At 47.3% G+C, this 17,166-nt stretch carries 17 protein-coding genes and 1 riboswitch; of the genes, 7 read left to right on the forward strand and 10 right to left on the reverse strand.

What is annotated here, in order from left to right:
- Positions 1 to 27: 27 nt before the first annotated feature.
- From MBEAL2_RS15145 to MBEAL2_RS15170, 6 genes are all read right to left on the reverse strand, one after another.
- Complete coding sequence (locus MBEAL2_RS15145; RefSeq protein WP_047153117.1) at positions 28 to 555, reverse strand: C40 family peptidase; 528 nt, start codon at positions 553 to 555, stop codon at positions 28 to 30.
- Positions 556 to 564: 9 nt separating this feature from the next.
- Positions 565 to 691, reverse strand: a riboswitch (cyclic di-AMP (ydaO/yuaA leader).
- A 265-nt stretch (positions 692 to 956) separates the two neighbouring features.
- Positions 957 to 2,060, reverse strand: a complete 1,104-nt coding sequence (locus tag MBEAL2_RS15150; RefSeq protein WP_047153118.1) for a YheC/YheD family endospore coat-associated protein — start codon at positions 2,058 to 2,060, stop codon at positions 957 to 959.
- The gene (locus tag MBEAL2_RS15155; protein ID WP_047153119.1) at positions 2,060 to 2,521 is read right to left on the reverse strand and encodes a GNAT family N-acetyltransferase; all 462 of its coding nucleotides are present in this window, start codon (positions 2,519 to 2,521) and stop codon (positions 2,060 to 2,062) included. The genes MBEAL2_RS15150 and MBEAL2_RS15155 overlap by 1 nt, the downstream gene beginning before the upstream one ends.
- A complete protein-coding gene (locus tag MBEAL2_RS15160; RefSeq protein ID WP_052947743.1) occupies positions 2,508 to 3,824 on the reverse strand; it encodes a YheC/YheD family endospore coat-associated protein in 1,317 nt (438 codons plus the stop codon). Before MBEAL2_RS15160 ends, MBEAL2_RS15155 begins: the two co-directional genes overlap by 14 nt.
- A gap of 4 nt (positions 3,825 to 3,828) precedes the next feature.
- A complete protein-coding gene (locus MBEAL2_RS15165) occupies positions 3,829 to 4,923 on the reverse strand; it encodes a YheC/YheD family endospore coat-associated protein (RefSeq protein ID WP_047153120.1) in 1,095 nt (364 codons plus the stop codon).
- 8 nt (positions 4,924 to 4,931) lie between these two features.
- Positions 4,932 to 6,353 carry a YheC/YheD family endospore coat-associated protein gene (locus tag MBEAL2_RS15170; RefSeq protein WP_052947744.1) on the reverse strand — a complete coding sequence of 474 codons (1,422 nt, stop codon included), beginning with the start codon at positions 6,351 to 6,353 and terminating at the stop codon, positions 4,932 to 4,934.
- 152 nt (positions 6,354 to 6,505) lie between these two features.
- On the opposite strand from MBEAL2_RS15170, the gene MBEAL2_RS15175 reads away from it, so the two are divergent.
- From MBEAL2_RS15175 to MBEAL2_RS15190, 4 genes are all read left to right on the forward strand, one after another.
- Complete coding sequence (locus MBEAL2_RS15175) at positions 6,506 to 7,204, forward strand: metal-dependent hydrolase (RefSeq protein WP_047153121.1); 699 nt, start codon at positions 6,506 to 6,508, stop codon at positions 7,202 to 7,204.
- A 215-nt stretch (positions 7,205 to 7,419) separates the two neighbouring features.
- Positions 7,420 to 8,097: a tRNA (guanosine(46)-N7)-methyltransferase TrmB gene (gene trmB, locus MBEAL2_RS15180; protein ID WP_047153122.1), complete on the forward strand. Its 678-nt coding sequence runs from the start codon at positions 7,420 to 7,422 to the stop codon at positions 8,095 to 8,097.
- A gap of 56 nt (positions 8,098 to 8,153) precedes the next feature.
- Positions 8,154 to 8,414, forward strand: a complete 261-nt coding sequence (locus MBEAL2_RS15185) for a hypothetical protein (RefSeq protein WP_047153123.1) — start codon at positions 8,154 to 8,156, stop codon at positions 8,412 to 8,414.
- Positions 8,415 to 8,557: 143 nt separating this feature from the next.
- Positions 8,558 to 9,868 (forward strand): DRTGG domain-containing protein, encoded by a 1,311-nt coding sequence (locus tag MBEAL2_RS15190; protein WP_047153124.1) that lies wholly within the window; start codon positions 8,558 to 8,560, stop codon positions 9,866 to 9,868.
- Positions 9,869 to 9,937: 69 nt separating this feature from the next.
- On the opposite strand, the gene MBEAL2_RS15195 is transcribed toward MBEAL2_RS15190, so the two are convergent.
- Positions 9,938 to 10,231, reverse strand: coding sequence for a YtpI family protein (locus MBEAL2_RS15195; protein WP_047153125.1), 294 nt, complete (start codon positions 10,229 to 10,231; stop codon positions 9,938 to 9,940).
- Positions 10,232 to 10,341: 110 nt separating this feature from the next.
- Between MBEAL2_RS15195 and MBEAL2_RS15200 the strand changes: the two genes are divergently transcribed.
- Together MBEAL2_RS15200 and MBEAL2_RS15205 are read left to right on the forward strand one after the other, a co-directional pair.
- Positions 10,342 to 11,067: an ABC transporter ATP-binding protein gene (locus MBEAL2_RS15200; RefSeq protein ID WP_047153126.1), complete on the forward strand. Its 726-nt coding sequence runs from the start codon at positions 10,342 to 10,344 to the stop codon at positions 11,065 to 11,067.
- A complete protein-coding gene (locus MBEAL2_RS15205) occupies positions 11,064 to 12,254 on the forward strand; it encodes an ABC transporter permease (protein WP_047153127.1) in 1,191 nt (396 codons plus the stop codon). Before MBEAL2_RS15200 ends, MBEAL2_RS15205 begins: the two co-directional genes overlap by 4 nt.
- A gap of 62 nt (positions 12,255 to 12,316) precedes the next feature.
- On the opposite strand, the gene MBEAL2_RS15210 is transcribed toward MBEAL2_RS15205, so the two are convergent.
- The 3 genes from MBEAL2_RS15210 to MBEAL2_RS15220 all read right to left on the reverse strand — a co-directional run bounded on the left by MBEAL2_RS15210 (position 12,317) and on the right by MBEAL2_RS15220 (position 13,502).
- Entirely contained in the window at positions 12,317 to 12,511 is a 195-nt protein-coding gene (locus tag MBEAL2_RS15210) for a YtzJ family protein (RefSeq protein ID WP_052947745.1), read from the reverse strand.
- Between the two features lie 167 nt (positions 12,512 to 12,678).
- Complete coding sequence (locus MBEAL2_RS15215) at positions 12,679 to 13,161, reverse strand: sporulation membrane protein YtrI (protein ID WP_047153128.1); 483 nt, start codon at positions 13,159 to 13,161, stop codon at positions 12,679 to 12,681.
- On the reverse strand, positions 13,161 to 13,502 hold the full coding sequence (locus MBEAL2_RS15220) for a YtrH family sporulation protein (RefSeq protein ID WP_439644875.1): 342 nt from the start codon (positions 13,500 to 13,502) through the stop codon (positions 13,161 to 13,163). The genes MBEAL2_RS15215 and MBEAL2_RS15220 overlap by 1 nt, the downstream gene beginning before the upstream one ends.
- A gap of 138 nt (positions 13,503 to 13,640) precedes the next feature.
- On the opposite strand from MBEAL2_RS15220, the gene MBEAL2_RS15225 reads away from it, so the two are divergent.
- Positions 13,641 to 17,078, forward strand: a complete 3,438-nt coding sequence (locus MBEAL2_RS15225; RefSeq protein ID WP_047153130.1) for a DNA polymerase III subunit alpha — start codon at positions 13,641 to 13,643, stop codon at positions 17,076 to 17,078.
- Positions 17,079 to 17,166 lie beyond the last annotated feature (88 nt).

The raw sequence follows: 17,166 nt of genomic DNA on the forward strand, positions 1-17,166 counted from the left end.
TGCCATTTTTCATTTTCAGTTCATCTTCTAATCAATAACGCGTCTTGCTGTCAGGTAGTTCTTCTTATGCCAGCTGCTGTTTAGGCTGCTGATTGTTACATCGGATGCAGTATTTGACATGTGAAGAACTTGTCCATTGCCGATGTAGATAGCAACGTGAGTGACGTCCTTTCTCCCTTTGTTGGAGTTATAAAACACGAGATCACCTTTGCGAAGCTGGCTTTTCGGTACGGATTTTCCCAGGTTTACCTGTCGGTCATCATCTTTCGTATGAAGATCAACACCGAATTTCCCATAAAGGTAGTAGGTGAATCCGGAACAATCCATGCGTCGTCCAGGAACGTACTGATGATCGTACTGAGCTTTGCCGCCCATAAGGCTTTTTCCTGTACGGATTACGTTGTCGATAATCTGATCTTGATTTGAGACATGTACAACACTTCCGAATTTTGCGGAAATAGATGCCGCTTCAGCTTCTTTCGGTGCTGTAATTCCCCCAACGAGCAAAGTTGCAGCCAATACACCTGTGGATAATAGTTTGATTCCCTTATTCATGTTTATACTACTCCCTTTCCTATATGCCGACGAGGTTAGCTGACGGGTTCGGTCGAAAGGCGCCCGATCGCAGATGCGATTTCACCCCCAAAAATGGGTTCCCCCGGTCCAATAATGGATTAGGCATGTTTTTTTGTACCTGTACTACCTTAACGTAGAAAGCGGAGTGAAACACTAGTGAACGACTGGATGAATCCCCGTGATTTACCTAAAAAAACACCTTGACGGCTCCATTTTTCTCCTTTTTTTAGATATAAAAAAGCAATAAACCCTTATATACCAAGGATTTATTGCTGATCAGTTTCTTTGTTTTCCACAAAAAGGAAAGAGGGAGAGGAGGAGAAGGTGTAAATTCTTCCAGTTTATTTATTCTGCAAATGGGGTATCGCACTGCCTATTTGTTAAAGAGGAGTCCGGCCAAGCTGGTAGAGGGCGTACAATACTGGTATTTCGATTGCTCTTTTATATGTTTCCCGCTTATTTGCAAGGCGGAAAAGCTCCCGATTTGGTTTCGTATTCACCTCGATGAGCCAGACCTGTCCCTGCGTGTCGATTCCAATATCCAGGCCAAATTCGACAAAGCCTCCAAACGACTGTTCAATATACGGAGGGATAAGCAGGCTGAGCTTTTTAACCTGGCGGGTAATTTCCTGAATGCCTGCAGGGGTGAAGCGGCCGGAAAGCATATGGTGAAAATCAACTGCCTCTCCTCCTCCCTGCAGGTTAGAGGTGACGAGCTGATCGGGGGACTTCTTTCCGACGATACCGGTCAATTTCCATTCATTGTTGATATTCTTCTGGACAAGAACCCGGCTGTCATAAATGTATCCGGGCTGCAAAGACAGCGACAGTCCCTGTTGTAAGATAAAGGTACGGTCATAGTCCTGGCACCACCGCAGGAGATAGCGTTCTGCAGCCGGTATGGAATACAAAACACGCTCAACAATATCGCCGTTTTTATTCCTCCCGATTAATTCCAATTTCTCCTTTTTCCGTCGAATACGTAAAATCCCTTTCCCCCCCGAACCATTTGCCGGTTTGGCGTATAGTGAGTCGTGTTTTGCAATCAAATGGCCAAGCCTGCCTTTTTCTACTTTCACCGTTTCCGGAAGGTACCTCTTTATCTCCTCATTTTGCTGAAAATAGTTGTGTGCATTCCATTTATGGACGAACCGGTTATTTATATAATGGAGTATGCTGCCTTGCCGGTAGGCAGCATACTCCTGCAGGGCCGATGGCGCCATGTTGCTGAAACGGTCATACACGATGTCCGGCAGCCGCGTTCTGGCAGGCTTCCACCGTTTGTTAGACTCATTATAAATAAACCCGCATACGTGTCCGCTGCCCTCGTCACTATCGCGGGGAGAAAATACAACAACTTCGCAGTTGTATTTTCGGGCTGTACGGGCGATTTGTGTGCAGTAACGCCTGCCCGCAATAAACGAGCCGTTCCGGTATGTGAGGATGCCGAGGAGGACTTTTCCTTTGTGGTAGGGTGTTTTCATCAGGGGTCCACGTCTTCTTTACGCCAGTTGCCTGCCCCCATCCAAACGGTTGGCTTGCCTGTCGGTCCGGTAATACACGAAAAGCCGACCATTCCAACAGCGAAGCACGTTTTCATGCTCGGAATATTATCGAGAGCCACGCGTGCATATAATTTTTCAGTATTGTCCAGCGTATATTCAACGAGAAGCTTAGCGATTCCCAGCTGTCTTGCCTCCTGGTGGATGGCGATAAATGATTCTTTTATCCCATAATCAGCCACGGCCAGACAACCTAACAGCCGTTTCTCCTCCACATAGATAAGAATAAGATTTTCCGGTTTTTTTAGCTCATCCGGCGGGAGTGATTCAAACCACGCAAGCGCGCGTGAAGTGATACGCTTATCCCCATGGAGTTTAAAGAAACGGATAAGTTTTCCTCGGACAGCGGGGAGCTGTTCGCCGGTAATTTTACGAACGGGCATCAGTTTCTCCTCCTGCATTTTCTGTAAATTGTGCCTGGTGCTGGGCATATTCTACAATTCGTTGCAGAGAAAGCTTTCGAATATGCGGTTCATCAAACTTGCCTGGCTTCGCGTTTGCTTCAATAAGCCATATATTTCCTGTCTTATCAATCCCGATGTCCATGGAGACCTCGCCAAGAGTAGGCCATTCTTTTTCAAGTGCATGTGCGATCCATAGTGCTGCATGACGAATCGATGTTGTAAGTTCTTTACCTGAATACTGTGGAAATACACTAGGCAGAATGTTCCTCAGAGATTGAATGGATCCTCCCTGCGGGACATGCGTCGTTATTTTCCCGGTCCCGGCTAATCGAATCCCCATCCCGGTGACACCCCAGTATCCTTTTCCATTTTTTTGAGCCAGAAGCCGTATGTCGAATAGTTTCCCTTCATACGTTGCTAAATGAACACCCTGCTGGATGAGATAGCCCTTCTTCAGCCTGGGAGACAAAAAGCCCCAAAGTTCTTTTTTTGTTTTAAATGATTTGGCGATGGTGTCCGTGCCGGCGTGATACCGCAGGGAGTATTCCCCCTGTCTTTTTTGCAGGCGAAAAATCCCTTTTCCTGCCATCCCGTTGCTTGGTTTTAAGTAGAGGAGGGGGTAGGAAGCCATCATTTCGTAAAGAACCTCCTTCCCAAGCAGCGGAATGGTTTTCGGGATATAGGGCAAAATCTCCTCATTCTTTTGTAATACCGTAAACAGCTGGTGTTTATTAAAAAAATGCGGATTGTAAAGACAAACACCCTCCAAAGCGGATAACCGTTCCAGTGCCGTTTTAACGTGAGGTTTTTTTTCAAAGGAACGGTTCGGAATGCGGTTATAAATCACGTGGGGGAGCGGCAGGTGTTCTTTTAACCACTTGCGCTTATGCTGATCAAACAAATAACCCACAACCGTCAGGGAATCCCAATCAATATTTTCTATCGGCATAACGTAAATAAACGCGCCCATCCGCTGCCCCGTTTCAATAATATCGATGAAATTACTCTTTACCCCACGAAAGAGCGGCTTTCCCGCAACCGTAAGAATGCCGACGAAAGGACCGGCAATATAATTATTTTCATCTCTGCGAATTCGAACTCTTGCGGCAATGAGCGGGGAGGCAGGAGGTTTCTTCGTAATCAAGAACATCTTTTTCCAGTTTCCCAGCTGCAATTTCAAATATTTTCGTTTCGCCAGCCGGGGAAAGGGTTCAGCAGAAGGAAGGTGGAGGTGCCAGGTACGCTGCAAAGGGTGAATGGATACCCATCCGTTTGCAATCATGCTGTTACCTCCTTATCCAATTGTTCTGCCTCGCCAGATAGTAAGCGTATTTTAACGGCTTTAATCGGGCCTGGTTAAAATGAATCCCTTCCTCGATGCGCTGAAAAGATGTTCTTCCCGGTTTTGAATTGACCTCGATAACCCACACCTCTCCGTCTTTATCCACTCCAATATCAATGCCCAGCTCCACCAGCCTTCCGTGCCTGCCTTCCAGAAACGGCGGAAGCTCCCTGACGATATAGGAGATTTTTTCTTCAATCACACTGATTTGGTTCTCGTCATAATATTTTCGAAGGAAGGAGGACGCGTTGTGGGCCTTTCCGCCTCCGCACAGATTAGACGTCAATCCGTTAACCACGCCCGCGCGAATGGCTTTCCCGGTTTCCGACCAATTGCCGGTCCCGTCTTTTTGTACAAGGACGCGAATGTCGAAAGGAATTCCTTCCGGGGTAGAGAGTTCAAGGTAGGGCTGGACAATCATCTGCACTTTTAGCTGGTTTTTGACCCAGATCATAAGGGAAGCACGGCTTGGAAAGTACTTGTGAAAAATTTTGTTGTGCATATCCCTTCCTTCCGCTTGATGGGTGCCGTTCTCCGAGGTTATTTTTATAACGCCAACGCCAAGCGAGTTCCTTACAGGCTTAATCACAACAGCACCATAGTTTAGCAGCGCGGTTTTTACATCCTGAATAGAATGTACGAGCTCGGTCGGGGTCATGTAGGGAAGGAGCCCTGAATGCTGGATAAGATGCTGGTGGTTCTTCATTTTATCTCCCAGCACATGGCCGAGAAAGGTAACAGAAGGACACGATTTCAGTGATTTTATCTGGCTTGCGTACCGTTTTCTGTTCGAGAGCCGGTCATACACAAACGCCGGCAGCGGGAATCGCCGTCTCTCCCATGTTTTCTGATTTGTATAACGATACCCGATAACCGTTTTGGATGCGTAATCAACCTGGTGAGGAAGAAATACATAGACGGGCAGCCCGATTTTTTTGCCCGCGAGAGACAGATAGGCATAGAAAGCCCTGTCTGGGAATGGCGGGTGTTTTGTGCTTGGTGTAGCAAGAATACCGAGATAGGCCGGTTGCTTACTCATTGCAAATGTTACCTCCTTCTTCGTGGACGTCGGGTGGTGTGTGCCTTCTTTTTTATTTCCTTAGGAAATCCGCTCTGATAGAAGCAGTAATCGACCAGGCAGACAACCGAACGCCTAGGTCCTTTCGAGACGGAAGCCAGTGAATCGTTGGTTTTCGAAGGCTTTGAATTAATTTCAAGAAGCCATACTTTCCCTGACCGATCGACGCCTAAATCAATCCCCAGTTCAGCGTAATGCCCGCTAACGGATTGCTCAAAAATCCGCGCGATTGTAATCGAGTGGCGCCGCAGTGCGGGAGCGGCCTGGGAGCCGGGGTGATTGGGCGGAAAAGAGAGCGCGAGCGTTTTGGCTAAGGAGAGCATGGTGCCGCCCTGTGCAACGTTAGAGACGATGCTCCTGTATGTTCCGCTTCGGCCTACAGCTGATGTAATACCCCATTCTCCCCGCTGGTTTTTCTGGACAAGAATGCGAAAATCCACCATTCCTCCCTGGTTTTTTATAAGGTGAAGTCCCTGTTGCATGACGTAAGCTCTTTTTCCTATGCGCGATCGCACAACTTGAAATAAATCGGAAAAGGAGTTGAAACGTTTGGTAATGTTGCCGTTTAATGTGGGATACTCGCACGTGTATCCCCCTGCTGTTTTCGTAATGCGAATAATTCCACGCCCTAAGCTGCCGCTGGAAGGTTTTACATAGGTGTAGGGGTGCTTCTGCAGGAACAGCTGGAGTGAAGCGGCACCGTTGTAAAGCTCGGTATAAGGAAGAAAGGGAGCCATTTGAGAAGAATGTGCCAGCTGCTGGTGAATTTGCCACTTATCCAGGAATTTTTCATTAAAAAAGAGGACGTTTTTTGTTTTAAGCCAGGCTATTTTCAACTGTGTTTCTTCCCGCTTTTCCGTTCCACGGGAGCCGATTCGGTTATATACGCAGGCTGGGAGAGGGAATGTTTTTTGTACCCATTCCTGATTTGTGTAAGTCCATCCCTGTATACTGTCCGATTGCTCTTTTATTTCATCCAGTGTGAAAACGAAGGCTGCCCCGCCTTTTGCTTTACAGGTTTCAATAATTTCATGGCAAAAATCGGTGATGTTACCGAAAGGGGCACTGGATTCCGTATGTCTTTTATAGACGAGGATGCCTAAGATAGGCCTGAATTCCAGTGTGCGCTCAGCGGCATGGAAGCGGGTATCATACCTTGTGTAGTACAGGGGCAGTGAAAGAAGGCGCGCAATGGATTCCTTCATTTTCATTTCACGGGCGGTAGGGGAAACCTGGAATGAAACTTTAACGGTTGCGCTCCCAAATGATAGGTGGATTGGGTGTGTGCCGATCCCCTGCTGTGCGGCAAAAGAGGCCGGAAGCAAAAGGTCAACAGCAGCCGGTAAGAGATAATCGGGTGCTACATGAATTTGTATGGAACGATGTAACATTACCCGCTCCCCTTTCCTCAGCGTTTTGTATCAATTTATCCTATGAAAAGAATTTGGGAATGGTGAGTTGAACACCGTTGTTTGCAAAGGCAAGGATTGATAAAATAAATGGGAAGTGAGTTTTGGGCATTTAATATAAAATGGAACGGAGGATGAATGAATTGGAAATTACGTATCATGGACATTCATGCGTGCAGGTTTCATACGAGGACAAATCGATTATTATTGACCCTTTCCTGACAGGAAACTCCCTTGCCGTGGCGCGGCCGGAGGATATTCATGTACAGTACGTATTGCTGACGCATGCCCATTCTGACCACATCGCAGACGCGGTGACGATCGCAAAGCAAAACAACGCAACGGTTATCGCCACGCACGAGCTGGCTACGTACATGGGTTGGCAGGGGGTGAACACGCATGGAATGAATATTGGCGGGGCTTACTCATTCGAGTTTGGACGGGTGAAGATGACACAGGCTTTTCACAGTTCCAGCATTGTACTTGAGGATGAGCAGCGGATTGTTTATGCCGGAATGCCGGGTGGTTTTCTCGTCACAATAAACGGCAAAACGCTTTACCACGTGGGAGACACCGGGCTATTCAGTGATTTGAAGCTCATTGGAGACAGGAATTCCATTGACATTGCGTTTGTGCCTATCGGCGATAATTTTACGATGGGGCCGGAAGACGCTCTGCAGGCCGCAGAATGGATTCACGCTGGTGTTACTGTGCCTGTGCATTATGATACATTTCCGCCGATTAGGCAGGACGCGGATGCTTTCGTAGGCGCACTGGAAGCGAAAAACCTGAAAGGCCTCGCCCTTAAAGCCGGAGAGAAAGTGAAAATATAATAGTTTCATAATAGTTCTGTAACTTTGCTGTAACATTGGCGGGGTATCTTATAAACATGATGAAAAACCCCCTTTAAATATATACCTTCTCTTGGAGCGGCCAGCGGGCCGCTTTCTTTTTTTTGGTGCCATCGTGCCGAGGCTCGACATTGGACACAATAACACGTAAGATAGATAACAGTTTTAAAATAATCATACATACAGGTGAGATAACGATGCGTTTACGTAAAAGACCAGGGGTTCGCGAGGCGATGGAGACATACCCGCGGCTCGTCCCGCTGAACGGAAAAGAATACAGGGGGAAGTGGCGCTCTTTTTTTGAGAATGAGAACCCGCTTTATGTTGAACTCGGAACAGGGAAAGGACGCTTTATCACTACGCTCGCGGAGCAAAACCCTGACATTAATTACATCGGTGTGGAACTCTATGAGGAAGTTCTGATTTCTGCCGTGAGAAAAGCGGAAAGCAAGGGGCTTAGAAATATTGCCTTTCTATGGATTAATATTACCGACCTGCAGGAATACTTCGCACACGAAGAAGTAAGCAGATTCTACCTGAACTTTAGCGATCCGTGGCCGAAAAAACGACATGCCAAGCGCCGCCTAACGGACAGCGGCTTCCTGCTCAAATATAAGGAACTGCTGCATACAGATGGAGAAATCCAGTTAAAAACAGACAATGAGCCGCTGTTTGAATACAGCTTAAACCAGTTTGCCCAGGAGCTGTTTCTCCTGCGTGACATTACCTTTCATCTGCATGAGAGCGAACATGCCCAGGGTAATGTGATGACGGAATATGAAGCGAAGTTCGTAGAAAAAGGCATGAGAATTTACCGTTGTGTTGCCGGACATCCCGCACAGTGGTCTGTAGAAGCGGAGAAGCGGAATCGTTAAGTTTCGCTTCTTTCCCTTTAGCCGCCTGCATATACTGTGGGGAGAGGTGAATTGGGATGAAACAAACGTTCCGCAGCGTTAGTTATTTAATTGTTGCTTTTTTGCTCGTACTGTATGGATTGCCGCGCTTACCCATCGTGAAGGGGGAAACGGAGGCGGTCTTCAGCTTTGTCTGGCTCGGCTTTGCGCTGCTTATCATCGGTGCGCACATCTACCAGTTAATTAGTGAGAAATCAGATCCAGGGCGCTCTTCACCACATCTTTCCTCACGGGAAGAGGAGAGGATGAACGAAAAAACAACACAGTTGTATTATTAACTGATACAGAAGCAGCCATCCAGCAAGGATGGCTCTTTTTCTTTTTCAGACTCCACTTTTTCTGTTTGTACTTGTTATATTATACAGGTATAATGAGAGTAATACAGATTGATACAGAACAAAGAAAGCAAAAGGTGAAAGAGATGGCCACTAAACATGAACAGATTTTGCGCCACATCGAAGAGCTGGATGTCGGCAGCAAAATCTCCGTTAGACAGGTAGCGAAAGACCTGGAAGTAAGCGAGGGAACGGCCTACCGGGCGATTAAAGATGCCGAAGCCCAGGGAATGGTCAGTACAATTGAGCGGGTAGGTACGGTACGAATCGAAAAGAAGCAGAAACAAAACATAGAAAAGCTAACGTTCGCTGAGGTTGTAAATATCGTGGACGGCCATGTGCTTGGGGGTCGGGAGGGGCTCCATAAAACATTAAATAAGTTCGTTATCGGAGCGATGAAGCTGGAAGCGATGATGAGGTATGTCGATACGGGAAACCTTTTAATTGTAGGGAATCGTTACCAGGCGCATAAGCTTTCCCTCCAGCACGGAGCCGCTGTTCTCATAACGGGCGGTTTTGATACGAGCGAAGAGGTCAAAAAACTAGCGGACGAGCTTCAAATGCCGATTATTTCGAGCAGTTACGATACGTTTACTGTGGCAACCTTAATTAACCGGGCGATTTATGACAGGCTTATCAAAAAGGAAATCATGCTCGTGGAAGACATCCTTATCCCGCTGGAGTCTTCTTATTATTTACATGTAAATCAAACCGTGCGTGACTGGCACCACTTAGCCGATACGATCGGCCACGGCCGGTTTCCGGTTGTCGATGAAACGATGAAGGTTCAGGGGGTCGTTACGACAAAGGACATTATGGGACAGGATTATACAACCGCGATAGAGAAGGCCATGACGAAAAATCCGATCACCGTAATGGGGCGTGTATCGGTTGCTTCAGCCGCCCATATGATGGTATGGGAAGGAATTGAAATTCTTCCTGTGGTGGATAATCATAGAAAAATGATGGGGGTCATTACCCGCCAGGACGTTTTGAAAGCGCTGCAGTATATTCAAAAGCAGCCCCAGATGGGTGAAACGTTTGCTGATTTAATCATGACCCGCTTTCATGAGGAAAAAGGGGAGCACGGCATTTATTTCAAGGGCGAAGTTACTCCACAGATGACGAATCACCTTGGGAACATTTCAAGCGGTGTTCTTACTACACTCGTTTCCGAATCCGGAAGCCGGGCCCTGCGCCAGTACAAAAAGGGAGATATGGTACCGGAAAATATCACCGTCTATTTTCTAAAACCGGTCCAAATCGAGAGCGTTATCGAAATCCGGCCAAGGGTAATGGAGGTCAGCCGGAAATTCGGCAAGGTAGAAGTCGAAGTATACCACCAGGGGAACCTGGTGGGAAAAGCGATGATGACAACACAGGTTATTGAGCGGTAAAGCGCGAAAAAGAAGTAGAAGCCGGATCTATGCAACCGGCTTCTACTTCTTTTCGTATAAATATAAAGATTATCCCTTACTTTCCTCGTTCTTTCTTTTCATAAAATAGACGTGATTACGCAAGCCTGTAACGAGGTTCACGGCACCGATGAGTAAAAAGACGATACCGATGATGATGCGAATTGCAGACAGATCAGTAAATGCAAACTGGTTGATAGCAAGCCCGAGCAGAAACACGCCGAAGCTGACGTTCATTCGAGCCTGATAAATTCTCGCCATTACGCCAGGCTGCCTTCGCCAGCTGAAGCTGTAATATAAACCGGCAACGATAGCTGCGATGGTGATAAGCGCGATAAAAGACATGAGGATTAAAAGCCCCTTTCAATATGTACATCACGGTAAAAAACGTTGATATTATCATAGCACAATCATAAGCGGCAGGCTCGCATACCTTTAGAAAGGAGGGGAAAATTTTGATTGTAATTGAAAACGTGAGTAAAAGCTTTAAAACGAAGAAGGTGCTGGAGCAGGTAAGCCTTACTGTGAGGAGAGGGGAGGTCATTGGGCTGCTTGGTGAGAATGGGGCAGGCAAAACAACGCTTCTGCGCATGCTCTCTACTGTGCTGGCACCGACGGAAGGCACGATTACGGTGGCAGGTTTTGATACGGTGCGCCAGCAGCTGGAAGTCCGGCGCAGAATCGGAATCCTGTTCGGCGGCGAAACCGGGCTGTACAACCGGTTAACGGCGAGAGAGAATATCTACTATTTTGGACAATTGTATGAGATTCCCCGTGCGAGACTAGACGAGAATGTAAGCCGGCTTGTTCATTATTTTGGGCTGGATGCCTTTTTAGATAAAAGGGTAGGAGAGTTTTCTAAAGGGATGCGCCAGAAAGTTGCGATTGCCCGTTCCATTATCCATGATCCCGACATCATTCTCCTTGATGAGCCGACATCCGGCCTGGATGTCACGTCCGCGTTCGGGATGAGAAACTTAATTGGCGATATGAAGACAAGAGGAAAGACCATTGTGTTTTCCAGCCACATTATGGAGGAAGTCAAAAAGCTGTGCGATCGCGTTGTCATGATTCACCATGGAAAAGTAAAGTTTGATGGTCCCCTGGAACCTCTATTTGCGGAAAGAGAAATGGAGGACTTAGAGCACATCTTTATGAACATGATAGGAGAGGACAAATGAAAACAAGGCAAATCCGTACGATCGTTCAAAAAGAACTCAAAGACTTATTCCGCGATCGCAAAACATGGATTACTACATTATTTATCCCCGTTCTGTTCATTCCGCTCCTTTTCTTTATTATGGCGTTTACAATGTCGAGGGCAAACGAGGAGGCTCGCAATTACGTGCCGATTAGCGTTCAGGATGAGGCGGGACAGGTGAAGGGGTGGCTTGCTTCGACAGGTAATTTCATAATAAAAACGGGGATTCCGGATGTGAAGAAAGCTATTCAAGAAGGGGAAATTCGGGGAGCCGTGCTTGTTGATTCACATTATTACGAGAAGGCGGCAGGAAAACAGCCCGTTTCGGTTACCCTGCTCTATGATTCGGCGGACAATAAATCACAGATTGCAAGCTCGCTTCTTAAAGAACAGTTGGATAAAATGAACGGGCAGCTGCTGGCAAAACGATTGGAAGACTTAAAAATATCCAGTGAGGTGCTGACCCCGCTGGATACGAAACAGGTAAGCGTGGCAACAGATAAGCAGATGTCGGGTTCGTTTCTGTCGCTCCTGATTCCCCTCATGCTCGTGATGTCGGTTGTTTCCGGAGGGGTGCCGGCAGCAACGGATATCATTGCAGGTGAGAAGGAGCGGGGAACGCTTGAGGCGCTGCTTACTACACCGGTTGGCAGCCGTTCCATCCTGGCGGGCAAATTAATCGTTGTTACCATTATGGGGTGCGTAAGCGCCGTTGCTTCCCTTACCACACTGCTCTTTACGATGGGGAAGCTGCCGTCTCTGGTGGCGGGAGATGCGCCGCTTTCGCTGGAAATGCCGGGGCCTTCTGTCATTTTGTTTGTTTTCTTGTTAATGATTCTTCTCTCAGGGATGTTCGCAGGACTGGAAATTACACTCAGTACGTTTGCGAAAAGCTTCAAAGAAGCTCAAACGTATATGTCTCCCTTAATTATCGTTGCCATGGTGCCCGCTTACCTGATGATGCAGACAGGGGCCAAGGATATTCCGCTCCTTTATTTCTACCTGCCTATTTTCAATGTGATATCGATTATGAAAGAATTGTTTTACGGAGTGACTAACGGAGGCCATATGCTCACCGTAGTGGGCACATCTCTCGCCTATATGGCTGTCGCTATTTTTATTGCGTCTTCCTTTTTCCGTAAGGAATCTCTTATTTTTCGCTCATGAATAAGAAAACCGCGTTTCTCCCATGTGATTCCGAGAGGGAGGAGCGCGGTTATTATCCTTGATTATTCCGGTTCGTTTTTGTTTGCAGGAATAAACCAGCAGCCCAGTGGAGTTCTATCCACGTGAACGTCAAGGTTTTCTTCTCTAATGTACTTCTCTATGAGTTCAATAACTTCTGATGTTTCCGAGAAGGCGGAAAAACCATTTTTTAATTTCTCAACTTTGGCGCGTGCCATTTCTCTTCGACTGATGACCATGATAAAATTCCTCCTTCTAGCATTCAGTGACTGCAGTTCTTCCAGGGAAAAAAAACCACGGAATCGTATAAAGTTCACCGGCAGTATCTTAACTATGATTTAATTTTACAAGAATTTTGTGAATTTGACGAGAGTCCAATCGTCCGTGTCACATAATTGTAGGATCATTATTTGTCTTTTTCCACATTCACATACAGTTGGAGGGCCGGTGCAATAATAAGGATTTTAGGGCGAACAACATAGGTTTGATTCTCAATTTTGTATTTTCGATCTGTTATTATCATAATAAGGCCCGCATGAAAGTCGGCCACATACTCTACCGGGCGCCCTTTCAAAAAGATAAGATCACGTGCCATCTTCTTTTCAATTTCAGCCTCAATAAACCCGTTCGGTGCAGTAATGTGCAGTTTTATTTCTTTTACCACTGTTTTTTGTTTTTGAACCATCTTTTTTTCCAAGTCTTTCAGAAGGATGTTTTCTTCTACGTAATGAACGTTCTCTGATTCAAGCTTGCGGATTTTAAGGTGGAGCATGTCCAGTTGACCCCCAAGCAGAACAAGAAAAACAGAAGCGCCAATAATCATTCCGAAAATAAATACAATAATAAAGCGGATATGGCGATACCAATAACGGCTGGATGGAACACGCATTACTTATCTCCCTGGACAAGCCACTGCACCATCAGCGCACTTGTATGAGCGCCCATGAACGCGCTGATGATAAAAATAATTTGTTTAATAATGGGGGAAATATCACCTTCATTAAACACTCGTTCGATTTGCATAAATGAATCGAATGTTCCTCCAAGTGCACCTGCAAGTCCCCATATTTTTAATTGCGCAGCGAGCGAGTCCATTCTTAGAAAAGGGGGCTGTTTGGTTAAAAAAGCCGCAATTCCCCCGAGCAAGGAGCCACCCAGCACAATACCAAACGCAACAAAGAAATAAGTCGCCATATCAATGATAAGCTTTGCCAGCATAATCCTGCTCACTTATATCCCAGCTTTCTTTTAAAAGTAGTATCTATAATATGTATGGGGACAAGGGACGAATTATGAAAGAGAACATGCGATCTTATACACGGCATATCGTATAATAAAGAGTAACAGCAATAAAGGGGGAGTCGAAATATGGACGCACCATTTGTCCATCTTCATGTACATAGTGAATACAGTTTGCTCGACAGCACTGCGCGCATTCGGCCACTGGTAAAAAGAGCGGCTGAACTGGGGATGAAAGCCATTGCCCTCACTGATGCATGCGTCATGTATGGAACGATTCCTTTCTATAAAGCCTGCCATGAAGAGGGAATCCAGCCGATTATCGGAGCGGAATTGCATATAGTGAACAGCAATGCGACCGGGAAGGACAAGGCAAAAGACAGGCTTATATTTTCCCTGGTTCTCCTTGCAGAAACAATGGAAGGGTATCAGAACTTGATGAGACTTGTTTCCAGAGCCCAGCTTAACGGAAGCCATACACCATTCGTTACAAAAAACGAACTGGCCGAGTTTTCGCAGGGGATCATTGCCCTTAGTGGAGGGCAGGATGGGGAAATCGGACACCTCCTCCGGGAAGGACGTACGGAGGAAGCGGTTCAAGCCGCGAATTTATACGGGCAGCTATTTGGACAGGGCAATTTCTTTCTTGAGCTTCAGGATCACGAACAGGATGAGCAGAGGGTTATCAATCAGCGGACGGCAGTCTTAAGCAGGGAAACAAGCATTCCGCTGGTCGCTGCAAACGATGTCCATTACATAGAAAAGCAAGAAGCGGATATCCATGACGTGCTGCTTTGTATTAGTCAGGGCAAGGCAATCGATGATGCAGGCCGTGTCCGCTATAAGACGAAGGAGCATTATTTAAAGAGCCCGCAGGAGATGGAGGAACTGTTCGTTTTTCTGCCCGAGGCGCTTGAAAATACAGTCCGTATCGCTGAGCGGTGCCGCTTTGAACTTCCTCTCGGCACACCTGTTTTACCGCACTTTCCTTTACCCGAGGGCACAGATCCCGATAAATATTTGCGCCGGCTTTGTTATGACGGGTTGGACTATCGCTACGGACAGTACGCAGACGGGGTGAAGGAGCGCCTTGATTATGAGTTAGGCGTCATTAAAAATATGGGATTCTCGGATTACTTCCTTATCGTATGGGATTTTATCCGCCATGCGAAACAGCAGGGGATTGCTGTAGGCCCGGGGAGGGGATCGGCCGCAGGCAGCCTTGTCGCCTATGCCCTGCAGATTACGGATATTGACCCGGTTAAATACAATCTTTTGTTTGAGCGGTTCCTCAACCCGGAACGGGTAAGCATGCCGGATATTGACGTAGATTTTAGCTACGACAGGCGGGATGAGGTCATTGCGTACGTTGTAAACAAGTACGGCACAGATCGGGTAGCGCAAATCATTACATTTGGAACGATGGCAGCCCGGGCTGCTGTCAGGGACGTAGGCCGTGTCTTAGGAGTATCTCCACAGACCGTTGACCGGGTGGCGAAAATGATTCCTTCCGAACCGGGAATTACGCTGGAAAAAGCGGTACGGAAAAACACGCAATTGCAGCAGGCGGTGGAAGAAAGTCCTCAGGTGGAGAAACTGATGCAGCTGGCCCGCGCAGTGGAAGGGCTGCCGCGGCATGCTTCCACGCATGCCGCGGGTGTGATTATTTCCCGGGAACCGCTGACCCACTATGTGCCCCTCCAGCAAGGCCATGAAAATCATGCGCTTACCCAGTATTCGATGGAGTCGCTTGAGGATGTCGGATTATTGAAGATGGATTTTCTCGGACTGCGCAATCTAACGCTTCTTGAGTATGCTGTGCGAATGATTGAGGAGCAGGAAGGAAAACGGATTGATTTATCGCGGCTTCCGCTTGATGACGAGCGGACGTACCGGATGCTCGCCGATGCCGACACGTCCGGTGTATTTCAGTTGGAATCATCGGGTATGCGCCATGTTCTCCGGGAGGTGAGACCATCCGGATTTGAGGACATTGTCGCCGTGCTCGCTCTTTTCCGGCCAGGGCCGATGGAGTTCATTCCTGAATTCGCAGCCACCAAACACGGAAAAAAACAAATTACCTATTTTCATCCGGTTTTAGAGCCCATTCTTAAGGATACGTACGGCTTTATTCTGTACCAGGAGCAAATTATGCAAATTGCCTCCAGCGTAGCCGGGTTTACGCTCGGGGAGGCGGATATTCTGCGCCGCGCGGTTTCTAAGAAGAAAAAGGAGCTGCTTCAGGAGCAGCGGGATAAGTTCGTAGCAGGCTCGCTCCGCCAGGGCTATGATGCAGCTCTCTCCAACCGGCTGTATGATTTAATCGTCCGCTTCGCAGACTATGGATTCAACCGGAGCCACAGCGCTGCTTACGGATTGATTGCGTATCAAATGGCGTATCTTAAAGCGAACCACCCTGTGCCTTTTATGGCTTCTTTGCTTGCGATATCGCAGGGAAGCATAGACAAAACAGCGGAATACGTGGAAGAATGCAAACGACGCTCCATCCCGGTTCTGCCCCCTGATGTGAACTGCAGCAGCGCTCACTTTACAGTGGAAGGCGACTCCATCCGTTTCGGCCTTGGTGCCATTAAGAATGTAGGAGTACAAGCAGTCCGGGCCATAGTGGAGGAGAGAAGAAGGAAGCCTTTTAAGGATTTGTATGATTTCTGTCTGCGCATTGATCAGCGAATATGTAATAAACGGGTGCTGGAAGCCTTGGTTTTAAGCGGGGCGATGGATTCCTTCCCCGGGCACCGTGCGGCTTTTCTGGCCGGGCTCGACGAAGCTCTGTCATGGAGCCAGAAAATGCGCAGTGAGAAAGAGCAAAGCCAGCTGGGGCTGTTTGGAGAGAATCAGGAAGGGGCAAATTCGGCACCGGTGCTGTCTTCGGCAGTCCAGCCCTTCCAGCAGAAGGAAATGCTTGAACAGGAAAGAGATCTGCTCGGGTTTCATCTTTCAGGGCATCCGATGGATGAATATGCGCAATTGTGCAGGCATCCTTCCGTTACCCCACTGCACCGGCTTGGTGAGATGAAGGACAAACAGGACGTCCGCCTGATCGGGATGGTAAGCGCCGTGCGGAGCATATCCACAAAAAAAGGGCAGCCCATGGCCTTTGTTCAGCTTGAAGATAAAATGTCAAATAGGGAAATTGTCGTCTTCCCCGGGGTGTACGGCCAGGCGGCGCATCTCTTGAAAAAAGGCCGGCTGCTGGTGATTGAAGGGAAAGCCGATTGCCAGGGTGAGGATGTAAAATGCATCGCAGACCGTATAAAAGATATCAATGAACTGAAGCCTCTGCCAGTGGAAGAAGGAAGCAGCGGTTCGCGAAGGAACGTATTTATAAAAATCGAGAAAAGAATCGAGGAGAACAGCCGCCAATTAGGCGTTCTGCAGAACATCCTGTTACGCGCGCCTGGAGTATGCCCGGTTATCCTTTACTATGCTTCAAAAAAACAATACGTAAGGCTGTCTGCAGATCATTCTATTGAGCCAAATGCTGAAATGGTGAGAAAGATTGAGGAAATAGTTGGTAGTGGTCAGATAATTGTGAAAAATTTATAAAATTCAGCGCTGTAAGCCGGTAAATAAAACACTCACGTTGTTTACACACCTTCCACTTCTGGTATAATGGGATAATAATGAAGAAGTG

The sequence above is a fragment of the Aneurinibacillus tyrosinisolvens genome (genome assembly GCF_001015055.1).
GTDB lineage: Bacteria > Bacillota > Bacilli > Aneurinibacillales > Aneurinibacillaceae > Aneurinibacillus_A > Aneurinibacillus_A tyrosinisolvens.

What these genes read in the sequence shown, in the direction of transcription:
- MBEAL2_RS15145 (WP_047153117.1), bottom strand. Translation starts at nt 555, where the DNA reads ATGAATAAGGGAATCAAACTATTATCCACAGGTGTATTGGCTGCAACT.
- MBEAL2_RS15150 (WP_047153118.1), bottom strand. Translation starts at nt 2,060, where the DNA reads ATGAAAACACCCTACCACAAAGGAAAAGTCCTCCTCGGCATCCTCACA.
- MBEAL2_RS15155 (WP_047153119.1), bottom strand. Translation starts at nt 2,521, where the DNA reads ATGCCCGTTCGTAAAATTACCGGCGAACAGCTCCCCGCTGTCCGAGGA.
- MBEAL2_RS15160 (WP_052947743.1), bottom strand. Translation starts at nt 3,824, where the DNA reads ATGATTGCAAACGGATGGGTATCCATTCACCCTTTGCAGCGTACCTGG.
- MBEAL2_RS15165 (WP_047153120.1), bottom strand. Translation starts at nt 4,923, where the DNA reads ATGAGTAAGCAACCGGCCTATCTCGGTATTCTTGCTACACCAAGCACA.
- MBEAL2_RS15170 (WP_052947744.1), bottom strand. Translation starts at nt 6,353, where the DNA reads ATGTTACATCGTTCCATACAAATTCATGTAGCACCCGATTATCTCTTA.
- MBEAL2_RS15175 (WP_047153121.1), top strand. Translation starts at nt 6,506, where the DNA reads ATGAATGAATTGGAAATTACGTATCATGGACATTCATGCGTGCAGGTT.
- trmB (WP_047153122.1), top strand. Translation starts at nt 7,420, where the DNA reads ATGCGTTTACGTAAAAGACCAGGGGTTCGCGAGGCGATGGAGACATAC.
- MBEAL2_RS15185 (WP_047153123.1), top strand. Translation starts at nt 8,154, where the DNA reads ATGAAACAAACGTTCCGCAGCGTTAGTTATTTAATTGTTGCTTTTTTG.
- MBEAL2_RS15190 (WP_047153124.1), top strand. Translation starts at nt 8,558, where the DNA reads ATGGCCACTAAACATGAACAGATTTTGCGCCACATCGAAGAGCTGGAT.
- MBEAL2_RS15195 (WP_047153125.1), bottom strand. Translation starts at nt 10,231, where the DNA reads ATGTCTTTTATCGCGCTTATCACCATCGCAGCTATCGTTGCCGGTTTA.
- MBEAL2_RS15205 (WP_047153127.1), top strand. Translation starts at nt 11,064, where the DNA reads ATGAAAACAAGGCAAATCCGTACGATCGTTCAAAAAGAACTCAAAGAC.
- MBEAL2_RS15210 (WP_052947745.1), bottom strand. Translation starts at nt 12,511, where the DNA reads ATGGTCATCAGTCGAAGAGAAATGGCACGCGCCAAAGTTGAGAAATTA.
- MBEAL2_RS15215 (WP_047153128.1), bottom strand. Translation starts at nt 13,161, where the DNA reads ATGCGTGTTCCATCCAGCCGTTATTGGTATCGCCATATCCGCTTTATT.
- MBEAL2_RS15225 (WP_047153130.1), top strand. Translation starts at nt 13,641, where the DNA reads ATGGACGCACCATTTGTCCATCTTCATGTACATAGTGAATACAGTTTG.